Source organism: Cellulosimicrobium sp. GQ32, assembly GCF_059758455.1.
Map to the genome: position 1 here is coordinate 185,404 of NZ_JCAXEP010000009.1, position 22,061 is coordinate 207,464.

A 22,061-nucleotide genomic window follows, 5' to 3' on the forward strand; every position below is an offset into this window, starting at 1 on the left:
GTGAGCCTCGGTCCGGGCCGTTCGTGCTGCCCCGTCGTGTCCTCAGCCAGCCCCGGTACCGTCCTCGACCCGGGCCCGCCCCGCGCGCGGCCGCCGACGCTCCCGACCACCGTCCTCGGAGGGACCTCACCGCATGAACCTCACCGGCATCCTGCCCGCGCTCCTCGCCGACCCCGCCGCGACGGCGGCGGTCGAGCACGTGCGCGCCCGCGGCGAGGCGGACGTGGTCGGACCGGCAGGCGCGCGTCCGCCGCTGCTCGCGGCGATGGCGGGGGCGCGGGCCACCGGCCCGGTCGACGGGGCGTCCTCGGACGGCACGGCGGGGGGCGCGTGGGCCCCGGGCTCGCGTCCCCTCGTGGTCGTGACGGCGACCGGGCGCGACGCGGACGAGCTCGCGGCGAGCGTCCGGGCGTACCTGCCGGACGAGCTGGCCGACGTGGTCGCGGTGCTGCCGAGCTGGGAGACGCTGCCGCACGAGCGGCTGAGCCCGCGCGCGGACACCGTCGCCAAGCGCATCGCCGTGTTCCGCCGCCTCGCGCACCCGGACCCGGAGGTCGGGCCGTCGGGACCCGTGCGCGTGCTCGTCATGCCGGTGCGCGCGCTCCTCCAGCCGGTCGTGGACGGGCTGGGCGAGCTCGAGCCGGTCGAGCTGCACGCCGGCTCGACGGCGGACCTGACCGGCGTCGCGGAGCGGCTCGTCGCGGCGGCGTACACGCGCGTGGACATGGTCGAGCGGCGCGGCGAGTTCGCGGTGCGCGGCGGCATCCTCGACGTGTTCCCGCCCACCGAGGACCACCCGCTGCGCGTGGAGTTCTGGGGCGACGAGGTGTCGGAGATCCGCTGGTTCGCGGTCGCGGACCAGCGCAGCCTCGAGATCGCGGAGCACGGGCTGTGGGCGCCGCCGTGCCGCGAGATCCTGCTCACCGAGTCCGTGCGGGCGCGCGCGGCGGCGCTCGTCGAGCAGCTGCCGGGCGCGGTCGAGATGCTCGACAAGCTCGCCGCGGGCGTCGCGGTCGAGGGCATGGAGTCGCTCGCGCCGGTCCTCGTGGACCGCATGGTCCCGGTGCTCGAGCTCGTCCCCGACGACGCGCTGCTCGTCCTCGACGACGCCGAGCGCGTGCGCCGGCGCGCGCACGACCTCGTCGCGACGACGGAGGAGTTCCTCGCCGCCGCCTGGACGGGGGCGGTCGCGGGCGGGGCGTCGCCGCTCGACCTGTCCGCAGCGTCGTTCGAGACGTTCGCCGAGGTGCGCGCGGTCGCGCAGCGCCGCGGCCTCGGCTGGTGGACGCTCTCCTCGTTCGCGCTCGACAACCCGGACCTCGACGTGCCGGCCGAGGCGGCCCCCGACGCAGGTGCGCGGGCCGTGGGCGGCGCGGGCGCGTCGTCGGGCACCACGGCCGCGCACGTGGGCGAGAGCGCGGACGGCGTCCCGACCTTCACGCTCGGCGCGCGCGACGTCGAGTCCTACCGCGGCGACGTCTCGCGGGCACTGGACGACGTGCGCGGGCTCCAGCACGCGGGCTGGCGCCTCGTCCTCACGACCGAGGGCCACGGACCGGCCAAGCGCATGGTCGAGCAGCTCGGCGCCGTCGACACGCCCGCACGCCTCGTGCCGCGGCTCGACGACGAGCCCGAGGGCGGCATCGTCCTCGTGACCCCGGCGATGGTGGGCAAGGGCTTCGTCGCGCCGGAGCTGCGGCTCGCCGTCTTCTCCGAGGCCGACCTCACGGGCCGTGCGGGCACGAGCACGCGCGACATGCGCAAGATGCCGAGCCGGCGCCGCAACGTCGTCGACCCGCTCCAGCTCAAGGCGGGCGACTTCGTCGTGCACGAGCAGCACGGCGTGGGGCGGTTCGTCGAGCTCGTGCAGCGCACGCTCGGCACCGGTGGCAACGCCGCGACGCGCGAGTACCTCGTCATCGAGTACGCCAGCAGCAAGCGCGGCCAGCCCGGCGACCGCCTGTTCGTGCCCATGGACCAGCTCGACCAGGTCACCAAGTACACGGGCGGCGAGTCGCCGAGCCTCAACAAGATGGGCGGGGCCGACTGGGCGAAGACGAAGACCCGTGCGCGCAAGCACGTCAAGGAGATCGCGGGCGAGCTCATCCGCCTGTACTCGGCGCGGATGGCGACGCAGGGCCACGCGTTCGGCCCGGACACGCCGTGGCAGCGCGAGCTCGAGGACGCGTTCGCGTACGTCGAGACGCCGGACCAGCTCGCGACGATCGACGAGGTCAAGGCGGACATGGAGAAGACGGTCCCCATGGACCGGCTCGTGTGCGGCGACGTCGGCTACGGCAAGACGGAGATCGCGATCCGCGCGGCGTTCAAGGCGGTCCAGGACGGCAAGCAGGTCGCGGTGCTGGTGCCGACGACGCTCCTCGTCCAGCAGCACCTCGAGACGTTCTCCGAGCGGTATGCGGGCTTCCCCGTCACGGTGAAGGCGCTCTCGCGCTTCCAGACGCCCAAGGAGTCCGAGGAGACGATCGAGGGCCTGCGGCTGGGGAAGGTCGACGTCGTCATCGGGACGCACCGGCTCATCACGGGCAGCATCCGGTTCAAGGACCTCGGGCTCGTCATCATCGACGAGGAGCAGCGGTTCGGCGTCGAGCACAAGGAGACGCTCAAGCAGCTGCGGACGAACGTGGACGTGCTCGCCATGTCCGCGACCCCCATCCCGCGCACGCTCGAGATGGCGGTCACGGGCATCCGTGAGATGTCGACGCTCGCGACCCCGCCGGAGGAACGGCACCCCGTCCTCACGTACGTGGGTGCGTACGAGGAGAAGCAGATCGCGGCGGCGCTGCGGCGCGAGCTGCTGCGCGAGGGCCAGGTGTTCTACGTGCACAACAAGGTCGAGACGATCGACCGCACCGCGGCGCGGCTGCGCGAGCTGGTGCCCGAGGCCCGCGTGGGCGTGGCCCACGGCAAGATGAACGAGCACCAGCTCGACCAGGTGATCCGGGCGTTCTGGGAGAAGGAGCTCGACGTCCTCGTCTGCACGACGATCATCGAGACGGGCCTGGACATCTCCAACGCGAACACGCTCATCCTCGAGCGCGCGGACATGCTCGGGCTGTCCCAGCTTCACCAGCTGCGGGGCCGCGTGGGCCGTGGCCGGGAGCGCGCGTACGCGTACTTCCTCTACCCGCCGGAGCGGCCGCTCACCGAGACGGCGCACGACCGCCTCGCGACCATCGCCGCGCACACCGACCTCGGCGCCGGCATGCAGGTCGCGATGAAGGACCTCGAGATCCGCGGCGCGGGCAACCTGCTCGGGGGCGAGCAGTCCGGGCACATCGCGGGCGTCGGGTTCGACCTCTACGTGCGGATGGTGGGGGAGGCCGTCGCGAACTATCGCGGCGACGGGCCGGAGGAGCAGCCCGAGATCTCCATCGAGCTGCCGGTCGACGCGCACCTGCCCGAGTCGTACATCGCGACCGAGCGGCTGCGGCTCGAGGCGTACAAGAAGATCGCCGCCGCGACCGACGCGCCCGAGCTCGCCGAGGTGCGGGCCGAGCTCGTCGACCGGTACGGCGCGCTGCCCGACGTCGCGTCGGCGCTGTTCGACGTCGCGGACTTCCGCAACCATGCGCGCCGCGCGGGGCTCACGGACGTCACCGCGCAGGGCAAGTTCATCCGGTTCGCGCCGGTCGACCTCGCCGAGTCGGCGCAGCTCCGGCTCAAGCGCCTGTACCCCGGCACGCTCCTCAAGCCCGCGATCCGCGCGTTCCTCGTGCCGTACCCGACGACGGCGCGCATCGGCGGACGCCCGCTGCGCGGCGCCGAGGTGCTCGCGTGGGCGCGCCAGCTCATCGACGCCGTGGTCCTCGGCGAGGTGAGCGCGGCGGCGACGGTCGGGACGTCGTCGGCCGCCCGCTGACCGAAGCCATCTCCCCGGCCGACCATGTGGTCGTGGCCCGTCCCGACATCGGGACGGGCCACGACCACATGCTCGGCGACCGCGGACCGGCCCCGTCGGCGTCAGCTCTTGCGGCCGTCGAGGAAGTAGGCGATGGGGCCGACCCAGTTGACGAGCAGCGCGAGGCCCCACGCGAGCTTGGTGCCGTTCACCTGCTCCGCCGGGCGGCGCAGCAGGTCGCGGTAGGCCGCGGCGGTGAGCGTGACCTGTGCCGCGCCCACGACCCCGACGGCGATCTTCTGACCCGTGGTCAGGTCCTTCCAGCGGCGCTTGGTCCCCATGTCGTCGTCTCCTCCCGTGGTGCGTACGGCTCGACGCTATGCCGTCGGGGCCCGCGGTGCACGGCTGCGTGGGCAGCGACGCGGGCCGGTCGACCGTCTGCTTCGTACCAGGCCGTGACAGCGCACAGGCGCTTCTGTAAGGTTGCAGCAACATCCGGAAACTCTCTGCAACGCCGCGGAGTCCGGACGCGCGCCCGACACCCCGGGGCGCAGCCAGCACCGCGTGGCCCTCCGCGCTCGATGCCGAGCGCGCCGTCGGCCGCAGCACCTCGAAGGAGCAGCAATGACGCGCACCACCGATCCCGCCGGTCCGCCGGCACCCACCCCGACGTCCGTCGCCGGTCACCGCTCCCGGCGAACGTCCCGGCGCACGAGCCGCGGGGACGGCCCTCTGCGGCGTCTCCTCGCGGCCGCGGCGTCGGCCGCCCTCGCGCTCGGGGCGGCGCTCGCCGCGACGGTGCCGGTCGCCGCGCCCGCCGCTGCCGCACCGCCCGTGCCCACGCCCGTCGTCGACTCCCCGAACGGCCGGGGCGACGTGATCCTCAACCTCTTCCAGTGGACGTGGGACTCCGTGGCCGCCGAGTGCACCAGCACCATCGGCCCCGCCGGGTTCGGCTACGTCCAGGTCTCGCCGCCGCAGGAGCACATCCAGGGCACGGCCTGGTGGACCTCCTACCAGCCCGTCAGCTACAAGCTCGAGTCCAAGCTCGGTACCCGCGCCGAGTTCCAGCGCATGGTGAGCACGTGCCGGGCGGCGGGCGTCGGCGTCGTCGTCGACGCGGTCGTCAACCACACCGCGGGCGCCGACACCGGCTCCGGAACCGGCACCGGCGGGACGGGCTACTCCGTGGACAGCTTCCCCGGCGTCCCGTACGGACCGAACGACTTCAACGACTGCCGGTCGAACATCAGCAACTACGGCGACCGGTACAACGTCCAGAACTGCCGCCTCGTCTCGCTCCAGGACCTGCGGACGGGCTCCGACTACGTGCGCGGCAAGATCGCGGGCTACCTCGACGACCTCCTCTCCCTCGGCGTCGCCGGGTTCCGCATCGACGCCGCCAAGCACATCCCGGCCGCGGACCTCGCGGCGATCAAGGCGCGGCTCACGAACCCGAACGTCTTCTGGGTGCACGAGGTCATCGGCGCGAGCGGCGAGCCGATCCAGCCCTCGGAGTACCTCGGCTCCGGCGACTCGCACGAGTTCTTCTACGCGCGCGAGCTCAAGTCCCGGTTCGACGGGCAGATCAAGGACCTGCGCACCATCGGCGACAACAAGCTCCCCTCGGACCGCGCGGGCGTCTTCGTCGACAACCACGACACCGAGCGCAACGGCGAGACCATGAACTACAAGTGGGGCGCCAAGTACCGGCTCGCCAACGCGTTCATGCTCTCGTGGCCCTACGGCGCGCCCAGCGTCTACTCCGGCTACACGTGGGACAACAAGGACGCCGGCGCCCCCGGGGCGTCCGCGACGTCCGTCCCCGACGCGAGCTGCTCGAGCAGCGCGTGGGTCTGCACGCAGCGCTGGACCGAGGTCGTGGGGATGGTCGGCTTCCACAACGCGGTCGCCGGGACCGCGGTGACGGGCTGGTGGGACGACGGGAACAACCACATCGCGTACGGCCGCGGCAGCAAGGGGTACGTGACGATCAACAACTCCGCGAGCGCCGTCACACGGACCTACCAGACGTCGCTCCCTGCGGGCACGTACTGCGACGTCGTCGCGTCGAAGGACTGCGCGAAGACGGTCACGGTCTCGGGCTCCGGCACCTTCACCGCGACGGTCCCGGCGTACGGGGCGCTCGCGCTGCACGTCGGCGCCGTGGACGACGGTGGCACCGGTGGCCCCGGTCCCGTCGACCCGAGCGGCGCGACGACCGTCTACTACGCCACCGACAAGGGCTGGGACGCGTACAACGTCCACTACCGCGTCGGCACGGCTGCCTGGACCGCCGTGCCCGGCGCCGCGATGACCGCGGCCTGCACCGGCTGGGTCGCGAAGGAGATCGCCCTGCCGGCCGGCGCGACCGGCGCCGCCGCGACCGTCACGGCGGCGTTCACGAACGGCTCGGGCTCCTGGGACAACAACGGCGGCAAGGACTACGCCCTGAGCGGCGCCGCCGTCGCGGTCTCGGGCGGGACGGTCACGGCGGGCGACCCGTGCGAGGACGACGGCGAGGGGCCCGGCCCGGTCGAGGGCCAGGGCGACGCGTCGTTCGCCGTGACGGCGACGACGGCCTGGGGGCAGGGCGTGTACGTCGTCGGCAGCATCCCGGCTCTGGGTTCCTGGGCGCCCGCGAACGGCGTCGCGCTCTCGGCCGCGAGCTACCCCGTCTGGACCGCGACCCTCGACCTGCCGGCCGGGGCGACGTTCCAGTACAAGTACGTCAAGCGCGACGGCGGGGGGAACGTCGTCTGGGAGAGCGGCGGCAACCGCACCGCGACGGTCGGTCCCGACGGCTCGCTGACGCTGTCGGACACCTGGAGGTCGTGACCTCGCACTCCCGGCCCCGCCTCGGTCCCGCACGGACCGGGGCGGGGCCGCTCGTGGTCGTGGTGGTGAATAGTTCAACCATTGTCGAAACCTGGCCGGTGCCCCTAGGGTGTGGCCCGGGCGCGCCGGTGCGCCCGGGGGCGACCTGCCCCGCGCAGCCGATCGCAAGGGAGCGACGACGATGAGACGCACGTGGAGGACCGCCGTGGCGGGGGTGCTCGCCACCCTCGTGGCGGGAGGGGGAGCGAGCGCGGCAGTGGGGATGGATCTGAGGGTTGCGCAGACGCCTGCCCAGGTCGATAACGATATCGATATCGTTCTGGAGAACGATTTCGAAACGGTGGCGACGGCGCCGTGGTCCGCGCGCGGGCCCGTCACCGTGGCCCTGACCGGCGCGGAGGCTCACGGCGGGTCGTCGAGCCTCGCGGTGACGGGTCGGACGGCGGACTGGCACGGCGTCGCGACCGACGCGCTCGCGCTGCTCGAGCCCGGCGTCGCGTACGACGTCGAGGCGTGGGTCAAGCTCCCGGCGGGCACGCCCGGGTCGTCCGGGGTCCACTTCACGGTGCAGGAGACGGGCGCGTCGGGGACGGCGTACACGTGGGTCGGCGGGGCCGTCGCCACGACGGCGGACGGCTGGGTGGAGATCGGCGGGACGTACACCCTGCCCGCCGGCCTCACGTCGGCGTCGCTCTACGTCGAGGCCGCGCCCGTCGCGGGCGCGCACCCGTCGTTCCTGCTCGACGACGTCCGCGTGGCGACCGTCGCGACCGACCCCGGGGACGTCGTGCCCGGGGGAGCGGTGAACCCCGTCCCGACGCCCGTGCGCCTCGCCGAGGGCACCGGTGACGTCGCGGCCCTGACGTTCGACGACGGCCCGAACCCCGGCACGACGCCCGCGCTCCTGGACTTCCTCGCCGAGCACGACCTGCACGCGGTGTTCTGCGTCATCGGCCAGAACGTCGAGGCGCCGGGCGGCGCCGACCTCCTGCGCCGCATCGTCGACGAGGGCCACGTGCTGTGCAACCACTCGACCGGCTACGCGGACATGGGCGCGTGGTCGGCCGACCAGGTGCGCGCCGACCTCGTCGAGAACCTCGGCATCCTGCGCGACGCGCTCGGCGACCCGGCGTACCCGGTCCCGTTCTTCCGGGCGCCGAACGGCTCGTGGGGCGCGACCCCCGAGGTCGCCGTCGCGCTCGGCATGCAGCCGCTCGCGGTCGTCAACACGATCTCCGACTGGGAGACCCAGGACGTCGAGACCCTCACCGCGAACCTGCGCGCCGCGATGAGGCCCGGCGAGGTCGTGCTCGCGCACGACGGCGGTGGTGACCGCGCGGGCACGCTCGCGGCGGTCGAGACGGTCGTCGCCGAGCGGCTCGCGGCAGGCTGGGAGTTCACGTTCCCCGTCGGCACGCCGCCGCGCGGGGGTGAGGTGCTGCTGGAGACCGGCTTCGAGGACGGCCTCGGCGGCTGGGTGCCGCGCGCGGGCGACGCGACGACGCCGTCGCTCGACCTCACGGACGTGGCCCACGGCGGCACGCAGGCCGCGGTCGTCTCCGGTCGCGACGGCCAGGGCGACGGCATCGGGCACGACGTGACCGGGCTGCTCGCCGCCGGCACGACGTACGAGCTCAGCGCCTGGGTGCGCTTCGCCGAGGGCCAGCCCGCGGACGACGTGTGGCTCAGCATCGCACGCACGGTCGACGGGGCGACGTCGTACTCGACCCTCGCCCAGCTCGCGGGGATCACGAGCACCGGCTGGACGCAGATCACCGCGACGTTCCCCGGCGCCGCCGCGGACGAGGCGCTGCTGTACCTGGAGACGGACTACAACGGCGACAACACGAGCGACCTGCTCGTCGACGACGTCGTGCTGCGCGTGCCGCCGCCGCCCGCGGTCGAGGACCTCACGGGCATCAAGGAGACCGTCGACGTCCCGGTCGGGGTCGCGATCGACAGCCGGGAGACGTCCGGCGCGGCGTCCGAGCTGCTGCTGCGGCACTTCGACCAGGTCACGGCCGAGAACCACATGAAGCCCGAGGCCTGGTACGACGAGGACCGCACGTTCCGGACGCACCCCGAGGCGACCGCGCTCATGGACTACGCGGCCGCGAACGACCTGCGCGTCTACGGCCACGTGCTCGTGTGGCACTCGCAGACGCCGGCCTGGTTCTTCGAGGGCGCCGACGGCGCGCCCCTGACGACGTCCGAGGCCGACCGGCAGGTCCTGCGCGAGCGCCTGCGGACGCACGTCTTCTCCGTCGCGCAGGCGCTCGCGGACGCCTACGGCCCGTTCGGCGGCGACAACCCGCTCACGGCGTTCGACGTGGTGAACGAGGTCGTGTCGGACGGCGGGGAGAACCCCGACGGCCTGCGCCGCTCGGAGTGGTTCCGGATCCTCGGCGAGGAGTACCTGGACCTCGCGTTCGCGTACGCCGACGAGGCGTTCAACGACGTCTACGCGGACCCCGCGGTGAAGGAGCGCGGGGAGCGGCCGGTCGCGCTGTTCATCAACGACTACAACACCGAGCAGGGTGGCAAGCAGGACCGGTACCACGCGCTCGTCGAGCGGCTCCTCGCGCGCGGGGTGCCCGTCGACGGCGTGGGGCACCAGTTCCACGTGAGCCTCGCGATGCCGGTCTCCGCGCTCGAGGGCGCGATCGAGCGGTTCGCCGACCTGCCCGTGACGCAGGCCGTCACCGAGCTCGACGTGACGACCGGCACCCCGGTCACCCAGGCGTCGCTCGTCGAGCAGGGGTACTACTACCGCGACGCGTTCCGCGTGCTCCGCGCGCACGCCGACGACCTGTACTCCGTCACCGTGTGGGGCCTCACCGACGGCCGGAGCTGGCGCGCCGACGACGGCGCCCCGCTCGTGTTCGACGACGCGCTCAAGGCCAAGCCCGCCTACCACGGCGTGGTCGACGGCGAGCTGCCGGCCCGCCTGCGCACGGCCGACGTGTTCGCCGGGGACGTCCCGCTCGACGGCGACGCCGCGACGGCCCCGGACTGGCGACGGCTCCCGCTGCACACGTTCGCCGCGCCGGGTGGGGGCGTCGGGGGAGCGGTCGGGTTCCAGCTCCGCTGGTCGCCCGACCACCTCACGGCGTTCGCGAGCGTCGACGACGCGACCGCCGACGCCGGCGACGCCGTGACGTTCGCGCTCGACGGCGCAGAGCACGTCGTCGGCCGCGACGGGACGACGAGCGCGGGGGTCCTCGCGGAGGTGACCGAGCGCTCGGGCGGGTACGACGTCGTCGCGCACCTCCCGCTCGACGCCGCCGCAGCGGGCGACACGCTCGCGCTCGACGTGCGCGTCACGGACGCGGGGACCGACGGCGGCGCGACCTCCGCGTGGAACACGCCGGGCGCGACGGGCACGTTGCGCCTGCTCGAGGAGCTGTCGTACCTCGAGGTCGCGCACGCGTCGGCCGCGCCCGCGGTCGACGGCGAGGTCGACGCGGTGTGGGCGGAGGCGGGAGCGCCCGTGACGACCGCGAAGGAGGTCCAGGGCAGCGGCGGCGCGGTCGCGACCGTCCGCACCCTGTGGCGCGACCGGACGCTCTACCTGCTCGCCCAGGTCGCCGACCCGGTGGTGGACGTCAGCGGCTCCGACCCGTGGGTGCAGGACTCCGTGGAGGTCTACGTCGACGCGGGCAACGCCAAGAACGGCGCCTACCGGGACCTGGACACCCAGATCCGCGTGAGCGCCGAGAACGCGGTGTCGTTCGGCACGGGCGACGAGGCGGCGCAACGGGCGCGCGTCACGAGCGCGACGACGCGCACGGCCGACGGCTACGTCGTCGAGCTCGCGGTCGACCTCGCCGACCAGGCCGGCGAGGGCACGTTCCACGGGCTCGACCTCCAGGTCAACGACGCGTCGGACGGCACCCGCACGGCGATCCGCAACTGGGCGGACCCGTCCGGTGCGGGCTACCAGTCGACGGCCCGCTGGGGCGTCGCACGGCTCGTCGGCGCGGGCGCCGCGCCCGAGGTCGCGCTCGACGTCGAGGCGTCGGCGCGCTGCCTCGCGGGCAAGGCGTACGTCGCCGTCCGGGCCACGAACCGCGAGGACGTGCCCGTCGACGTCACGCTCACGACCCCGTACGGGACGCGGACGTTCACGGCGGTGGCGCCGGGTGCCAACGCCTACCAGTCGTTCGCAGCCCGCGCGACGTCGGTACCGGCCATCAAGGCCACGGTCACGGCCGCACTCGACGACGGCCGCTCGACGACCCGCGACATCACGGTGGAGCCGCGCACCTGCTGACCTGCTGACCCACCCACCCGCCGAGCATGCCGTCGTGGCCCGTCCGGAGGCCCGGACGGGCCACGACCGCATGCTCGACCGGCGGGAACCGCATGCTCGGCGAACCTACGATGAACCGGTGACCGCCCCCGAGGCCTCGGCCGCCCCGCAGCCCGAGCAAGAGCCCGCGCACGCCCCGGGTTCCGTGCACGACCCCGCGACCGACCCGCTGCGCGACGTCGTCGCCGTCATGGACCGGCTCTACTCCCCGGGAGGGTGTCCCTGGGACCGCGAGCAGACGCACGAGTCGCTCGTGCGGTACCTGCTGGAGGAGGCGCACGAGCTGGCCGACGCCATCGAGACCGGCGACCGCGCGGGGATGCGCGAGGAGCTCGGCGACCTGCTCCTCCAGGTCCTCTTCCACGCGCGCATCGCGAGCGAGGAGCCGGACCCGTTCACGGTCGACGACGTCGCGGCCGATCTCGCGGCGAAGCTCGTGCGACGCCACCCCCACGTCTTCGCCGACGCCGACGTGACCGACCTGCACCAGCAGTGGGACGCGATCAAGCAGGCCGAGAAGCAGCGGTCGTCCGTGCTCGAGGGCATCTCGCACACCCAGGGCGCGCTCGCCCGAGCCCAGAAGGTCCTCTCCCGGGCCGGGCGTGGCGGCCTCGGGGACGTCGTCGGGGAGGCGCTCGCGACGCCGCCGGGCGGCGCCCCGGGCGAGGTCGTCGGGGACGGCGAGGGCGCGTCGGCGGACGAGCGCCTGGGTCGCGAGCTCCTCGCCCTCGTGGCGCGCGCCGAGGCGGACGGGCTGGACGCCGAGGCGGCGCTGCGCGGCGCGCTGCGGCGCGTCGAGGCGCGGATCGTCGCGGCGGAGACCCCGCGCGCGGAGGGGTCAGCCTGACCGGGACGTTCGTCCCGATCGTCGGCGCGCAGGTCCCCGGCCCGTGGCCCACGGAGCGGACGCAGCGGCGCAGGTCACATCCGGGCACTAGGCTGTGGTCGTAAACCCACCACCGTCGCGGGCGCGCACGCGGCGTCCCGGGTTTCCCTGCCCGGGTCGGCCACACCCCATTCGATGCGCCCGCAGCCCTGCCCCGAAGGAGCACCTGTGGCCAGCATCGAAGCCGTTGGAGCGCGCGAGATCCTCGACTCCCGCGGAAACCCGACCGTCGAGGTCGAGGTCGTCCTGGACGACGGGACGTTCGCCCGCGCCGGAGTGCCGTCGGGCGCGTCGACCGGTGCGTTCGAGGCCGTCGAGCGTCGTGACGGCGACAAGTCCCGCTACCTGGGCAAGGGCGTCGAGGGCGCGGTCAACGCCGTGATCGACGACATCGCCCCGGAGCTCATCGGCTTCGAGGCCGAGGACCAGCGCCTCATCGACGCCGCGCTCATCGACCTGGACGGCACCCCGAACAAGGGCAAGCTCGGCGCGAACGCGATCCTCGGTGTCTCGCTCGCCGTCGCGAAGGCCGCCGCGAAGAGCGCGGGCCTCGACCTGTACCGCTACGTCGGCGGCCCGAACGCGCACGTCCTGCCCGTGCCGATGATGAACATCCTCAACGGCGGGTCGCACGCGGACTCGAACGTCGACATCCAGGAGTTCATGGTCGCCCCGATCGGCGCGTCCTCGTTCCGCGAGGCGCTGCGCACCGGCGCCGAGGTCTACCACTCCCTGAAGTCCGTGCTCAAGGAGAAGGGCCTGGCCACCGGCCTCGGCGACGAGGGCGGCTTCGCGCCGAACCTCGCGAGCAACCGCGAGGCGCTCGACCTGATCCTCGTCGCGATCGAGAAGGCCGGCTTCGTGCCGGGCACCGACGTGACGCTCGCGCTCGACGTCGCGTCGACCGAGTTCTTCAAGGACGGCGCGTACCAGTTCGAGGGCGGCGCGAAGACGCCGGCCGAGATGATCGCCTACTACGAGCAGCTGGTGCGCGACTACCCGCTGGTATCCATCGAGGACCCGCTGTCCGAGGACGAGTGGGACAGCTGGTCGCAGCTCGTCGCCGAGGTCGGCGACCGGGTGCAGATCGTCGGCGACGACCTGTTCGTCACCAACCCGGAGCGCCTCGCCAAGGGCATCGAGCTCAAGGCGGCGAACTCGCTGCTGGTCAAGCTCAACCAGATCGGTACGCTCACCGAGACGCTCGACGCCGTCGAGCTCGCGCAGCGCAACGGCTTCACCGCGATGGTGTCGCACCGCTCGGGCGAGACCGAGGACACGACGATCGCCGACCTGTCCGTCGCGACGAACGCCGGCCAGATCAAGACCGGTGCCCCCGCCCGCGGCGAGCGCATCAACAAGTACAACCAGCTCCTGCGCATCGAGGAGGCGCTGGACGACGCCGCGCGCTACGCCGGCCGCGCCGCGTTCCCGCGCTGGACGGTGCAGGGCTGACCTGCGGCTGGCCGTCCGGTCGCGCAGCAACCCCGCCGGGACGTCCCGGCACCCGGAGCCCGGTGGGCCGCTCGTCGGCCCGCCGGGCTCCGGCGCGCCCGGGACCGGTGCACGACGCGCGCACGACGCCGTCGCAGGTCACGACCGCGGGTGAAGATGTCGTGTCGATCGGCTCACGTTCGCGGACGCCCCGCGCGTGCTCCCCGGGCCAGGCCGGTCCCGGCAGCACAATCGGGGCATGCCGTCCTCGCGCCGCCCTCCGCGCCCCGGTGCCCCCGCGCGCCCGGGGACCGGGCCTGCGCGCGGGTCGTCCGGGTCGAAGCCGGCCCGGTCGGGCTCGACGGCGTCCGGAGCGTCGTCCCGCTCGTCGACGTCCAAGCCCGCCGCGTCCCCGGGCGCGTCGCGCGTGCGGTCGACGACCGGGAAGAGCTCCACGACGGGCGCGAAGGCGGCTGCATCGCCGGGCGCACGCCGGCCGGCCACGCGCGCGCAGCGCCCGGCTCCGTCGCGCCGCGCCGCGGGCCCCGCGCCGGAGGACCGGCGCCGGAGCCGGTACGGCTTCCTGCTCCCCGAGGTGGTGACGGTCCGCACCCTGGTGCTGTCCGTCGTCGTGCTGCTCGCCGTGGTGCTGCTGCTGCCCACCCTGCGGGCGTACGTGAACCAGACGGGGGAGCTGCGCGAGCTGCGCAACGACCTCGCGCAGGCGGAGACCCGGCGCGACGACCTCCAGTCCGAGCTGGACCGCTGGGACGACCAGGCGTACGTCGAGCGCGAGGCGCGGGACCGCCTCAACTTCGTCATGCCGGGCGAGCGGCCGTGGCGCGTGCTCGACCCGGAGACGGTGGTCGACGACATCGACCCGCAGACCGGTCGGACGATCACCGACGGCCCCGTCCAGGGCTACGAGGACGGCACGCCCTGGTACGAGGCGATCTGGGCGTCGGTGCAGGTCGCGGGCGAGCAGCCGGTGCCGTCGGGCACGGGCGACCGGGCCGGGACGGCCGACGGCGGGGCCGGTGAGGAGGACCCGCCCGCGGGCGAGGAACCGACCGGCGACGGCTCGGCGCCGTCGAGCGGGGAGAATGGGTGACGCGTCGTCCCGACGCGCCCGACCGACCCGAAGGAAGACCCGTGCCCGACGCCCGCCTGGCCATCCCCGCCGACGACCCGGACGCCGTCGTCACCGAGCGCGACCTCGAGACCCTCGCGGAGCAGCTCGGTCGCACCCCGCGCGCGGTCGTCGGCATCGCCGCACGGTGCGCGTGCGGGCGCCCGCTCGTGGTCCGCACGGCGCCGCGGCTCGAGAACGGCACGCCGTTCCCCACGACCTTCTACCTCACGCACCCCGGCGCGGTGGCGGCCGCGTCGACGCTCGAGGCGAACGGCGTCATGAAGGAGATGTCGCAGCGCCTCGCCGAGGACGAGGAGCTCGCCGCCGCCTACCGGCGCGCGCACGAGCACTACCTCGCGCAGCGCGAGGCGCTCGGCCACGTCGAGGAGATCGACGGGATCTCGGCAGGCGGCATGCCGACGCGCGTGAAGTGCCTGCACGTCCTCGTCGGGCACGCGCTGGCCGCCGGGCCGGGCGTGAACCCGCTGGGCGACGAGGCGCTCGAGCGCGTGCGCGACGTCTGGCGCCCGGACCGCTGCACCTGCTGACGCCGTGGCACGCTTGGACGCATGACCTCAGGCTCCACCTCTCCTCTCACCCGTGACCCGGGCGCGCTCGCCGCGCCCGTCCCCGTCCCGCCCGGTGCGTCGCGCGTGGCCGCGATCGACTGCGGCACCAACTCGATCCGCCTGCTCGTCGCGGACGTCGACCCCGCGGCGGGCACGCTCGTCGACGTCGACCGACGCATGGAGGTCGTCCGGCTCGGCCAGGGGGTCGACCGCACCGGTCGCCTCGCGCCCGAGGCGCTCGCGCGCACGCTCGATGCCGCGCGCCGGTACGCCGACGTGATCGCGGAGCTCGGCGCGACGCGCACGCGCTTCGTCGCGACCTCGGCCACGCGGGACGCGGAGAACCGCGCCGAGTTCGTCGACGGCGTCCTGGCGGCGCTGGGCGTGCAGCCCGAGGTCGTCTCGGGCGAGGAGGAGGCCGCGCTGTCGTTCCGCGGCGCGACGTCGACCGTCGCGGCCGTCCGGCCCGGGCCCTACGCGGTCGTGGACCTCGGCGGCGGCTCGACCGAGCTCGTGCTCGGCACGGCGGCGCCCGACGCCGCGTTCTCGATGGACGTCGGGTGCGTGCGCCTCACCGAGCGGCACCTGCGGTCCGACCCCCCGACCGTCGACGAGGAGGCCGCGGCCCGCGCGGACGTGCGCGCCGCGCTCGACGAGGCCGCCGCGGTCGTGCCGCTGGGGGAGGCCGCGACGCTCGTGGGCCTCGCGGGGTCCGTCACGACGGTGACGGCCCACGCGCTCGGCCTCGCGCGGTACGACCGGGAGCGGATCAACGGTGCCGTGCTGTCCGTGGACGCGGTCCTGGCGGCGTGCGACGACCTGCTCCACCGCTCGCGCGCCGAGCGCACCGCGCTCGGCTTCATGCACCCGGGCCGGGTGGACGTCATCGGCGCCGGCGCGCTCGTGTGGTCGGAGGTCGTGCGCCGCGTGCGCGACGACGTCGCCGCCGCGGGCGGGTCGCTCACCGAGGTCGTCACGAGCGAGCACGACATCCTCGACGGGATCGCCTGGTCGATCGCCTGACCCGACCGCCGAACCCGGGGTCTCTCCCCACCCGAAGCCTGGGTGGGGAGGGACCCCGGGTTCGCCGTCTGCGGGAACACACGGGCGGCGTGTCGCCGTGCACGGTACTGCGCATCGCGCGGTAGTGTGCATCGCGTGAGCCCGCCACGAACCGGTGGGACGAGTGCCGGGAATGCCCGACGGAGGGTCGGATGGACACCACGCAGCTGCTCAAGGGGGTGCTCGACGCCGCGGTCCTCGCGGCGGTCGAGGCCGAGGACGGGTACGGGTACGACGTCGTGCGACGCCTGCGCGCCGCGGGGCTCGACGACGTCGGGGACGCGTCGGTGTACGGGACGCTGCGGCGCCTGTACGCGAACGGGGCGCTGACGACGTACGTCGTGCCGTCCGACGCCGGGCCGCACCGCAAGTACTACGGGATCAACGCGCAGGGCCGGGCGATGCTCGACCTGCACCGCAAGGAGTGGCAGACGTTCGCGGGCACCGTGTCCGCGCTGCTGCGGACCGGAGAGGTGGCCGCCTGATGAGCACGACGACGTCCGCGCAGCAGCCCGCCGGGACACCCGTGGGCCTGGCGTTCTACGGGCACGTCCACGCGTACGCGCAGCAGGTGCGCGCGCACCTCGCCGACCTGCGCCCGGAGCAGGTCGAGGAGCTCGCCGACGGGCTCGAGGCCGACCTCGCCGAGGCGGTCGTCGACGCGCCGGGTGCGCTGCCGCGCAGCGGCGGCGCCCCTCGTCCGCTTCCCGACGGCGGTCCCACGAGCGGGGCCGGAGAGCTCACCGACGCGCCGGGCGCCGTCGCCGCCGAGAGCGCCGAGGACTCCGCCCTCGACCTCGTCGCGCTCTTCGGCCCGCCCGCGGAGTACGCCGCCGAGCTGCGCGCCGCCGCGGGGCTCCCGCCCGCCGCCGCGCCGGGCGGTGCGCGCCGCCCCCGCATCGGGCTGCGCGGGCGGCTGCTCGTGCTCGGCGGGATCTTCTCGTCCGGGTGGCGCTCGCTGTGGCGGCCCGTGACGTCGACGCCCCAGTGGGCCTCGGTCATGGAGTTCCTGCGGGCCCTGACGCCCGCGTGGTGGATCCTGCGCGGCTGGGTCGCCGCGACGCTGCTGCTCTGGATGTTCGGCGGGTACCAGATCGCGATGCTGCCCCCGGACCTGTCGGCACGGGTCGTCGTGCTCGCGGCCGTCGTCGTGAGCGTGCAGTGGGGGAGGGGCCGGTGGCTGCCCACGACGTGGCTGCCGAAGGTCGTGCGCCCGCTGTCCGTCGCAGCGGCGGTCGTCGCGGCACCCCTCGTCCTGCGCGCCGCGGCAGCCGGGGCGTCCTCCTCCGGCGCGGGCTGGGAGAGCGGGTACCAGCAGGGCGTGGCCGACGCGCGCGTCGGGGTGAACCAGGTCGCGTACGACGGCGGAGGGCCCGGCGGTGACGGCGTGTGGGTCGACGGGATGCAGGTGTCCAACCTGTTCGTGTACGACGCGGCCGGCGACCCGCTGCGCGACGTCCAGGTCTTCGACGACCGCGGCCGGCCGGTGCGCACGGTGACGGAGGAAGGCGCCTACGGGGTCTGGGCCGTCCCGGACGTCGAGGGGTCGTGGTTCTTCCAGCCGACGCTCTCGACGGACGGCCGCGAGCGCTGGAACGTCTACCCCCTGCGCGCGGTCGCCGAGGAGGACGTCGAGTACGCCGACGGCGACGGGCGGCCCGTCCCGGCGACGGGGACGCGCACGCGCGAGATGCCGTGGCCGTTCCTCAAGGCGCCCACCGCGGTGCCCTCGAGCGCGGGCTCGGGCGAGGCGGCGTCGGGCACGGACGAGCCGGGCACCGGCGACGCCGGCGACCAGGGCGGCGCCGCGCCGTCGGGCGACACGACGGACCCGGCCGAGGGCACGGCCCCCGAGCCCGGCCCCACCCCGCCCGCGGGCGGCACGCAGCCGCAGCCCAGCGCGCCGACGCCCGTCGTCGGCGCGATCGGCTGACCGCGGGACCGTCGAACCCGGGATCGCTCCCCAGCCGCGTGTCGTCGTGGGGAGCGACCCGGGGGCCGGTGCCGTCCGCACCGCGCGGAATGTCGCGTCTGCCCCGTGCGCGGGGCGAGCGTGGGGCGCGTCACGCCCGTCTGGCGGACGCTCCGGCTCGCCTGTGCCGCAACCGGTAATACTCTGGAACCATGCCTCAGAATGACCTGACCTCGGTCAGCCGTGCCCAGACCGCTTCGCCGCGGCCCCGCAAGGTGCCCCGCGTCGTCGTCCTCGGCGGCGGCTCCGTGGGTCTGTACGCCGCGCGCCGACTGCGCAAGAAGCTCGGTCGCCGCGAGGCGGCGATCGTCGTCGTCGACCCGCGCCCGTACATGACGTACGCGCCCTTCCTCCCCGAGGCGGCCGCGGGCTCGATCGACGGTCGCGACGTCGTCGCGCCGCACCGCCGTGCGCTCAAGGGCGTCGACGTGCTCCAGGGCAAGGTCGTCGCGATCGACCACGGCGCGCGCCGCGTGACGATCCACCCGGAGGAGGGCGACGACTACTCGGTCACGTACGACCACCTGATCGTCGGCCTCGGCTCGGTGTCGCGCACGCTCCCCATCCCCGGGCTCGCGGAGAACGCGATCGGCTTCAAGAACGTGGAGGAGGCCATCGCGGTCCGCAACCACGTGCTCAACCGCATGGACGTCGCGTCGTCCACCTGGGACGAGCAGCTGCGCCGTCGCATGCTGACGTTCACGTTCGTCGGCGGCGGGTTCGCGGGCGTCGAGGCGATCGCCGAGATCGAGGACATGGCGCGCTACGCGACCCGCAACTACGCGACGATCGAGGAGAAGGACCTCCGCTTCGTCATGATCGAGGGCGCCGGGCGCATCCTGCCCGAGCTCAGCGAGCCCATGGCGGGCTACGCGCTCGAGGAGCTGAAGAAGCGCGGCATCGAGTTCCACCTCAACACGTTCCTGTCGTCGTGCGTGGACGGTCACGTCGTGACGTCCACGGGCGTGGAGTTCGACTCCGACACGATCGTGTGGACCGCGGGCGTCAAGGCGAACCCGGTCATCAAGGAGGCCTCGGACCTCCCCGTGGACAAGATGGGCCGCGTCACGGTGCTCCCGACGCTCCAGGTCGCGGACGCCGACGGCAACGTCGTCCCGAACGCGTGGGCCGCGGGCGACTGCGCCGCCGTCCCGGACGTGCTGAACCCGGGCAAGTTCTGCCCGCCGAACGCGCAGCACGCGATCCGCGAGGCCACGCGCCTGGCCGACAACCTCGCGCTCGAGCTGCACAGCGAGAAGCCGGTCGAGTACCGCCACAAGAGCGTCGGTACCGTCGCGTCCCTCGGCCTGTACAAGGGCGTCGCGGAGCTGTTCGGCGTGTTCAAGCTGCGCGGCGTGCTCGCGTGGCTCATGCACCGCAGCTACCACGTCATGGCGATGCCCACGGGCAACCGCAAGATCCGCATCTTCATCGGCTGGATCGGGCAGTTCCTCCTCGGCCGCGAGCTCGTGTCGCTCGGCTCCCTGCACGACCCGCGCGCGGAGTTCCGCGCCGCGTCGGTGCCGCCCAAGAAGGACGGCGAGCCGGTCAAGCAGACCGCGCAGGGCTCGGCGGCCGCGGCGGAGTCCGGCACGGGCACCGTCGACGCCGACGACCGGACGCCGGCGGCCCAGGCGTCCTGACACCCGTCCGCACCCGCCGGGGTACCCGGCACCTGCCCGACGACGAGGGGCGAGCCGCGCGTACGGCTCGCCCCTCGCGGCGTCCTCGTCCTGGTCGGGTCGAGCGCCGACGGCCCGGTGAGAGCCGCGGTCGCGGTAGATTCGGCGCGCGCCCCCATGGCCCAACTGGCAGAGGCGGCCGGCTTAAACCCGGCGTGTTCCGGGTTCGAGTCCCGGTGGGGGCACCCAGGTCACGAGAGCCCGGTCGGGCCGTCCGGCTCGGGCGGCGGCGCGGCCTCCTGGCCGAGGACCACGACGGTGCCGTCCGGGTCCTGCACGCGCGCGACGCGCTCCCCCCACGGCTGGTCCGTGGGTGGTTCGAGCACCGGCACGCCTGCGGCGGCGAGGTGCTCGACCGCGCGGTCGCAGTCGTCGACGTACACCCACAGCACGATCCGCGTGTCCGCGGGAGGCGGCTCGCCCTGGCCCAGGCCGAGCGGAGACCCGCCCACGCGCAGGCTCACGTAGACGGGCGGCCCGTCGTCCGGGAACGCGTACTCGACGGTCCCGCGCAGCAGGTCGCGGTAGAAGTCGAGCGACCGCTCGAGGTCGGCCACGGTGAGGATCGGGAAGAGGCTGCGGAACATCGGCGTCGCTCCTCGGTGCGCACGGCGGGTGTGCTCCCATCGTGCGCGCGCGACGCCCGGCCCGCGCCCTGTGCCGCCCGCCCGGCGGGGCGTGACCCGGGGTGTCAGGTCGCTGCTCGCCCGACGACGTCGTCGAGGAACGCCCGGACGTCGGCGAGCTCGCGCGCGTCGATGCCGTGGGCGAGGCCGGGGTAGACGCGCTCGACGAGCGTCGAGCGGCCCGGCAGCCACGCGGCGGTGCGGTCGATCGCGTGCGGCGCGATGACCCGGTCGTCGGCGCCGCGGCCCCAGAAGACGGGCGGGCGCGACGCGGCGAGCGCGGCGTCGGCGGGCTGCTCCGCCGCCTGGACGAACCCGCCGAGGACGACGGTCGCCGCCACGCGCTCGGGGCGCGTGCGCAGGAGCTGGGTGGCCATGAGCCCGCCCTGGGAGAACCCGACGGGGACGACCGGCCGCTCGGGGCCGAGCTCGGCGTCGACCCAGTCCCAGACGGCCTCGGTCGCGCGCGCGACGGGCTCGGGGTCGGGGTCGCCCGGCGTGACGATCGGGAACCACGCGAAGCCGCCGTGGGGGAGGGCGAGCGGGGCGCGCAGCGAGACCCAGGGCGCACCGAGGTGCGGGCCGAGGCCGGCGAGGTCCTGCTCGTGGGAGCCGAACCCGTGCAGCAGGACGACGACGGCGCCCGCCGCGGTCGGGCTCGCAGGGTCCGCGTCGGACCGGACCGCGGCGAGCGAGGCGGAGGCGCTCATCGCGCCAGCAGCTCGTCGGTGGTCGTGCCGGGCACGGCCAGCGTGACGCGCGTGCCCCACGGGTCGTGCACGACGACGGAGCGGCCGTCGTCGGCGTGCTGCAACCTGCGGGCGCGCAGGCGGGCGACGAGCGCGTCGAGGTCGTCGCGGCCGGGCACGGTGATCGCCACGTCCCCGAGACCGAGGCTCGCGGCGCGCGGCCCGGCGCCGGCGCTGTTCCAGACGTTCATCGCGACGTGGTGGTGGTACCCGCCGGCGGACGCGAACAGGGCGCCGCTGTACTCGGTGACCGTGGCCTCGAACCCGACGGCGTCGACGTAGAAGTTGTGAGCGGTCGCGATGTCTCCGACCTGGAGATGGACGTGCCCCACGCGCCCGGCCAGCGAGGGCCCGGCGTCGAACGTCTCCTGGTCGAGGTGCGTGCGCAGGTACGCGTTCGGGTCCAGGAACTCCGTCGCCATGCGGATCTGCCCCCGCTCCCGCACCCACGTCTCGCGCGGCCGGTCGGTGTACAGCTCGACGCCGTTGCCCTCGGGGTCGGTGAAGTAGAACGCCTCGCTGACGAGGTGGTCGCTCGACCCGACGAAAGATCCGCGGCGGTCCTGCGCCGCGCGGTAGACGGTCGCGGCGAGGCTGGCGGCGTCGTCGAACAGGAACGCGGTGTGGAACAGTCCGGCCTGGCGCCGGTCGACGGCGGGCAGCCCGGGCGTGTGCACGAGGCGCAGCATGGGTGTCGTGCCGCGGCCGAGCACGCGGTGCACCTCGGTGCCGCGCGAGCGCTCCTCGAGGGGAGCGAGCGCGAACGCGCCCGTGTAGTAGGACGTCATCTGCTCGAGGTCGCCGACGCGCAGCGTGACGGCGTCCATGCTCGTGGACGGGGACAGGAGGCGGTCGCTCGGCGCGCCCGGGGTGCTCGTGGTCATGTCTGCTCCAACTTGTTGTCGCTACAACTATATTCCCACACTCCGCCGGATGC

Annotated in this window: 15 protein-coding genes and 1 tRNA gene; 12 read left to right on the plus strand and 4 right to left on the minus strand. The window is 74.4% G+C overall.

Annotation, left to right across the window (positions count from 1 at the left end; all coding sequences use genetic code 11):
- Window positions 1-133 precede the first annotated feature (133 nt).
- Window positions 134-3,883, plus strand: coding sequence for a transcription-repair coupling factor (gene mfd / locus AC6CH9_RS15485; protein WP_498155689.1), 3,750 nt, complete (start codon window positions 134-136; stop codon window positions 3,881-3,883).
- Between the two features lie 101 nt (window positions 3,884-3,984).
- Here mfd and AC6CH9_RS15490 read toward each other — a convergent pair whose 3' ends face one another.
- Window positions 3,985-4,203 carry a PLD nuclease N-terminal domain-containing protein gene (locus AC6CH9_RS15490; protein ID WP_141390373.1) on the minus strand — a complete coding sequence of 73 codons (219 nt, stop codon included), beginning with the start codon at window positions 4,201-4,203 and terminating at the stop codon, window positions 3,985-3,987.
- A gap of 283 nt (window positions 4,204-4,486) precedes the next feature.
- On the opposite strand from AC6CH9_RS15490, the gene AC6CH9_RS15495 reads away from it, so the two are divergent.
- The 11 genes from AC6CH9_RS15495 (at window position 4,487) to AC6CH9_RS15545 (ending at window position 19,934) form a co-directional block, all read left to right on the plus strand.
- A complete protein-coding gene (locus AC6CH9_RS15495; protein ID WP_498155690.1) occupies window positions 4,487-6,700 on the plus strand; it encodes a carbohydrate-binding module family 20 domain-containing protein in 2,214 nt (737 codons plus the stop codon).
- A 262-nt stretch (window positions 6,701-6,962) separates the two neighbouring features.
- A complete protein-coding gene (locus AC6CH9_RS15500; RefSeq protein WP_498155691.1) occupies window positions 6,963-10,973 on the plus strand; it encodes an endo-1,4-beta-xylanase in 4,011 nt (1,336 codons plus the stop codon).
- A gap of 118 nt (window positions 10,974-11,091) precedes the next feature.
- Window positions 11,092-11,859 (plus strand): nucleoside triphosphate pyrophosphohydrolase, encoded by a 768-nt coding sequence (locus AC6CH9_RS15505; RefSeq protein WP_498155692.1) that lies wholly within the window; start codon window positions 11,092-11,094, stop codon window positions 11,857-11,859.
- A gap of 207 nt (window positions 11,860-12,066) precedes the next feature.
- Complete coding sequence (eno, locus tag AC6CH9_RS15510; protein ID WP_498155693.1) at window positions 12,067-13,353, plus strand: phosphopyruvate hydratase; 1,287 nt, start codon at window positions 12,067-12,069, stop codon at window positions 13,351-13,353.
- A gap of 238 nt (window positions 13,354-13,591) precedes the next feature.
- Window positions 13,592-14,443, plus strand: coding sequence for an FtsB family cell division protein (locus tag AC6CH9_RS15515; RefSeq protein ID WP_498155694.1), 852 nt, complete (start codon window positions 13,592-13,594; stop codon window positions 14,441-14,443).
- 41 nt (window positions 14,444-14,484) lie between these two features.
- Window positions 14,485-15,012, plus strand: coding sequence for a DUF501 domain-containing protein (locus tag AC6CH9_RS15520; RefSeq protein ID WP_498155695.1), 528 nt, complete (start codon window positions 14,485-14,487; stop codon window positions 15,010-15,012).
- Window positions 15,013-15,033: 21 nt separating this feature from the next.
- A complete protein-coding gene (locus AC6CH9_RS15525) occupies window positions 15,034-16,056 on the plus strand; it encodes a Ppx/GppA phosphatase family protein (protein WP_498155696.1) in 1,023 nt (340 codons plus the stop codon).
- A 191-nt stretch (window positions 16,057-16,247) separates the two neighbouring features.
- Entirely contained in the window at window positions 16,248-16,580 is a 333-nt protein-coding gene (locus tag AC6CH9_RS15530; protein ID WP_389279392.1) for a PadR family transcriptional regulator, read from the plus strand.
- Window positions 16,580-18,028, plus strand: coding sequence for a hypothetical protein (locus AC6CH9_RS15535; RefSeq protein WP_498155697.1), 1,449 nt, complete (start codon window positions 16,580-16,582; stop codon window positions 18,026-18,028). The genes AC6CH9_RS15530 and AC6CH9_RS15535 overlap by 1 nt, the downstream gene beginning before the upstream one ends.
- 191 nt (window positions 18,029-18,219) lie before the next feature.
- Complete coding sequence (locus AC6CH9_RS15540) at window positions 18,220-19,710, plus strand: NAD(P)/FAD-dependent oxidoreductase (RefSeq protein ID WP_498155698.1); 1,491 nt, start codon at window positions 18,220-18,222, stop codon at window positions 19,708-19,710.
- A 150-nt stretch (window positions 19,711-19,860) separates the two neighbouring features.
- Window positions 19,861-19,934, plus strand: a tRNA-Leu gene (locus tag AC6CH9_RS15545).
- A 6-nt stretch (window positions 19,935-19,940) separates the two neighbouring features.
- Here the strand turns inward: AC6CH9_RS15545 and AC6CH9_RS15550 are convergent.
- From AC6CH9_RS15550 to AC6CH9_RS15560, 3 genes are all read right to left on the minus strand, one after another.
- A complete protein-coding gene (locus tag AC6CH9_RS15550) occupies window positions 19,941-20,336 on the minus strand; it encodes a VOC family protein (RefSeq protein WP_498155699.1) in 396 nt (131 codons plus the stop codon).
- A 104-nt stretch (window positions 20,337-20,440) separates the two neighbouring features.
- Window positions 20,441-21,085: an alpha/beta hydrolase gene (locus AC6CH9_RS15555; protein ID WP_498155700.1), complete on the minus strand. Its 645-nt coding sequence runs from the start codon at window positions 21,083-21,085 to the stop codon at window positions 20,441-20,443.
- Window positions 21,082-22,008 carry a VOC family protein gene (locus tag AC6CH9_RS15560; RefSeq protein ID WP_498155701.1) on the minus strand — a complete coding sequence of 309 codons (927 nt, stop codon included), beginning with the start codon at window positions 22,006-22,008 and terminating at the stop codon, window positions 21,082-21,084. The genes AC6CH9_RS15555 and AC6CH9_RS15560 overlap by 4 nt, the downstream gene beginning before the upstream one ends.
- Window positions 22,009-22,061 lie beyond the last annotated feature (53 nt).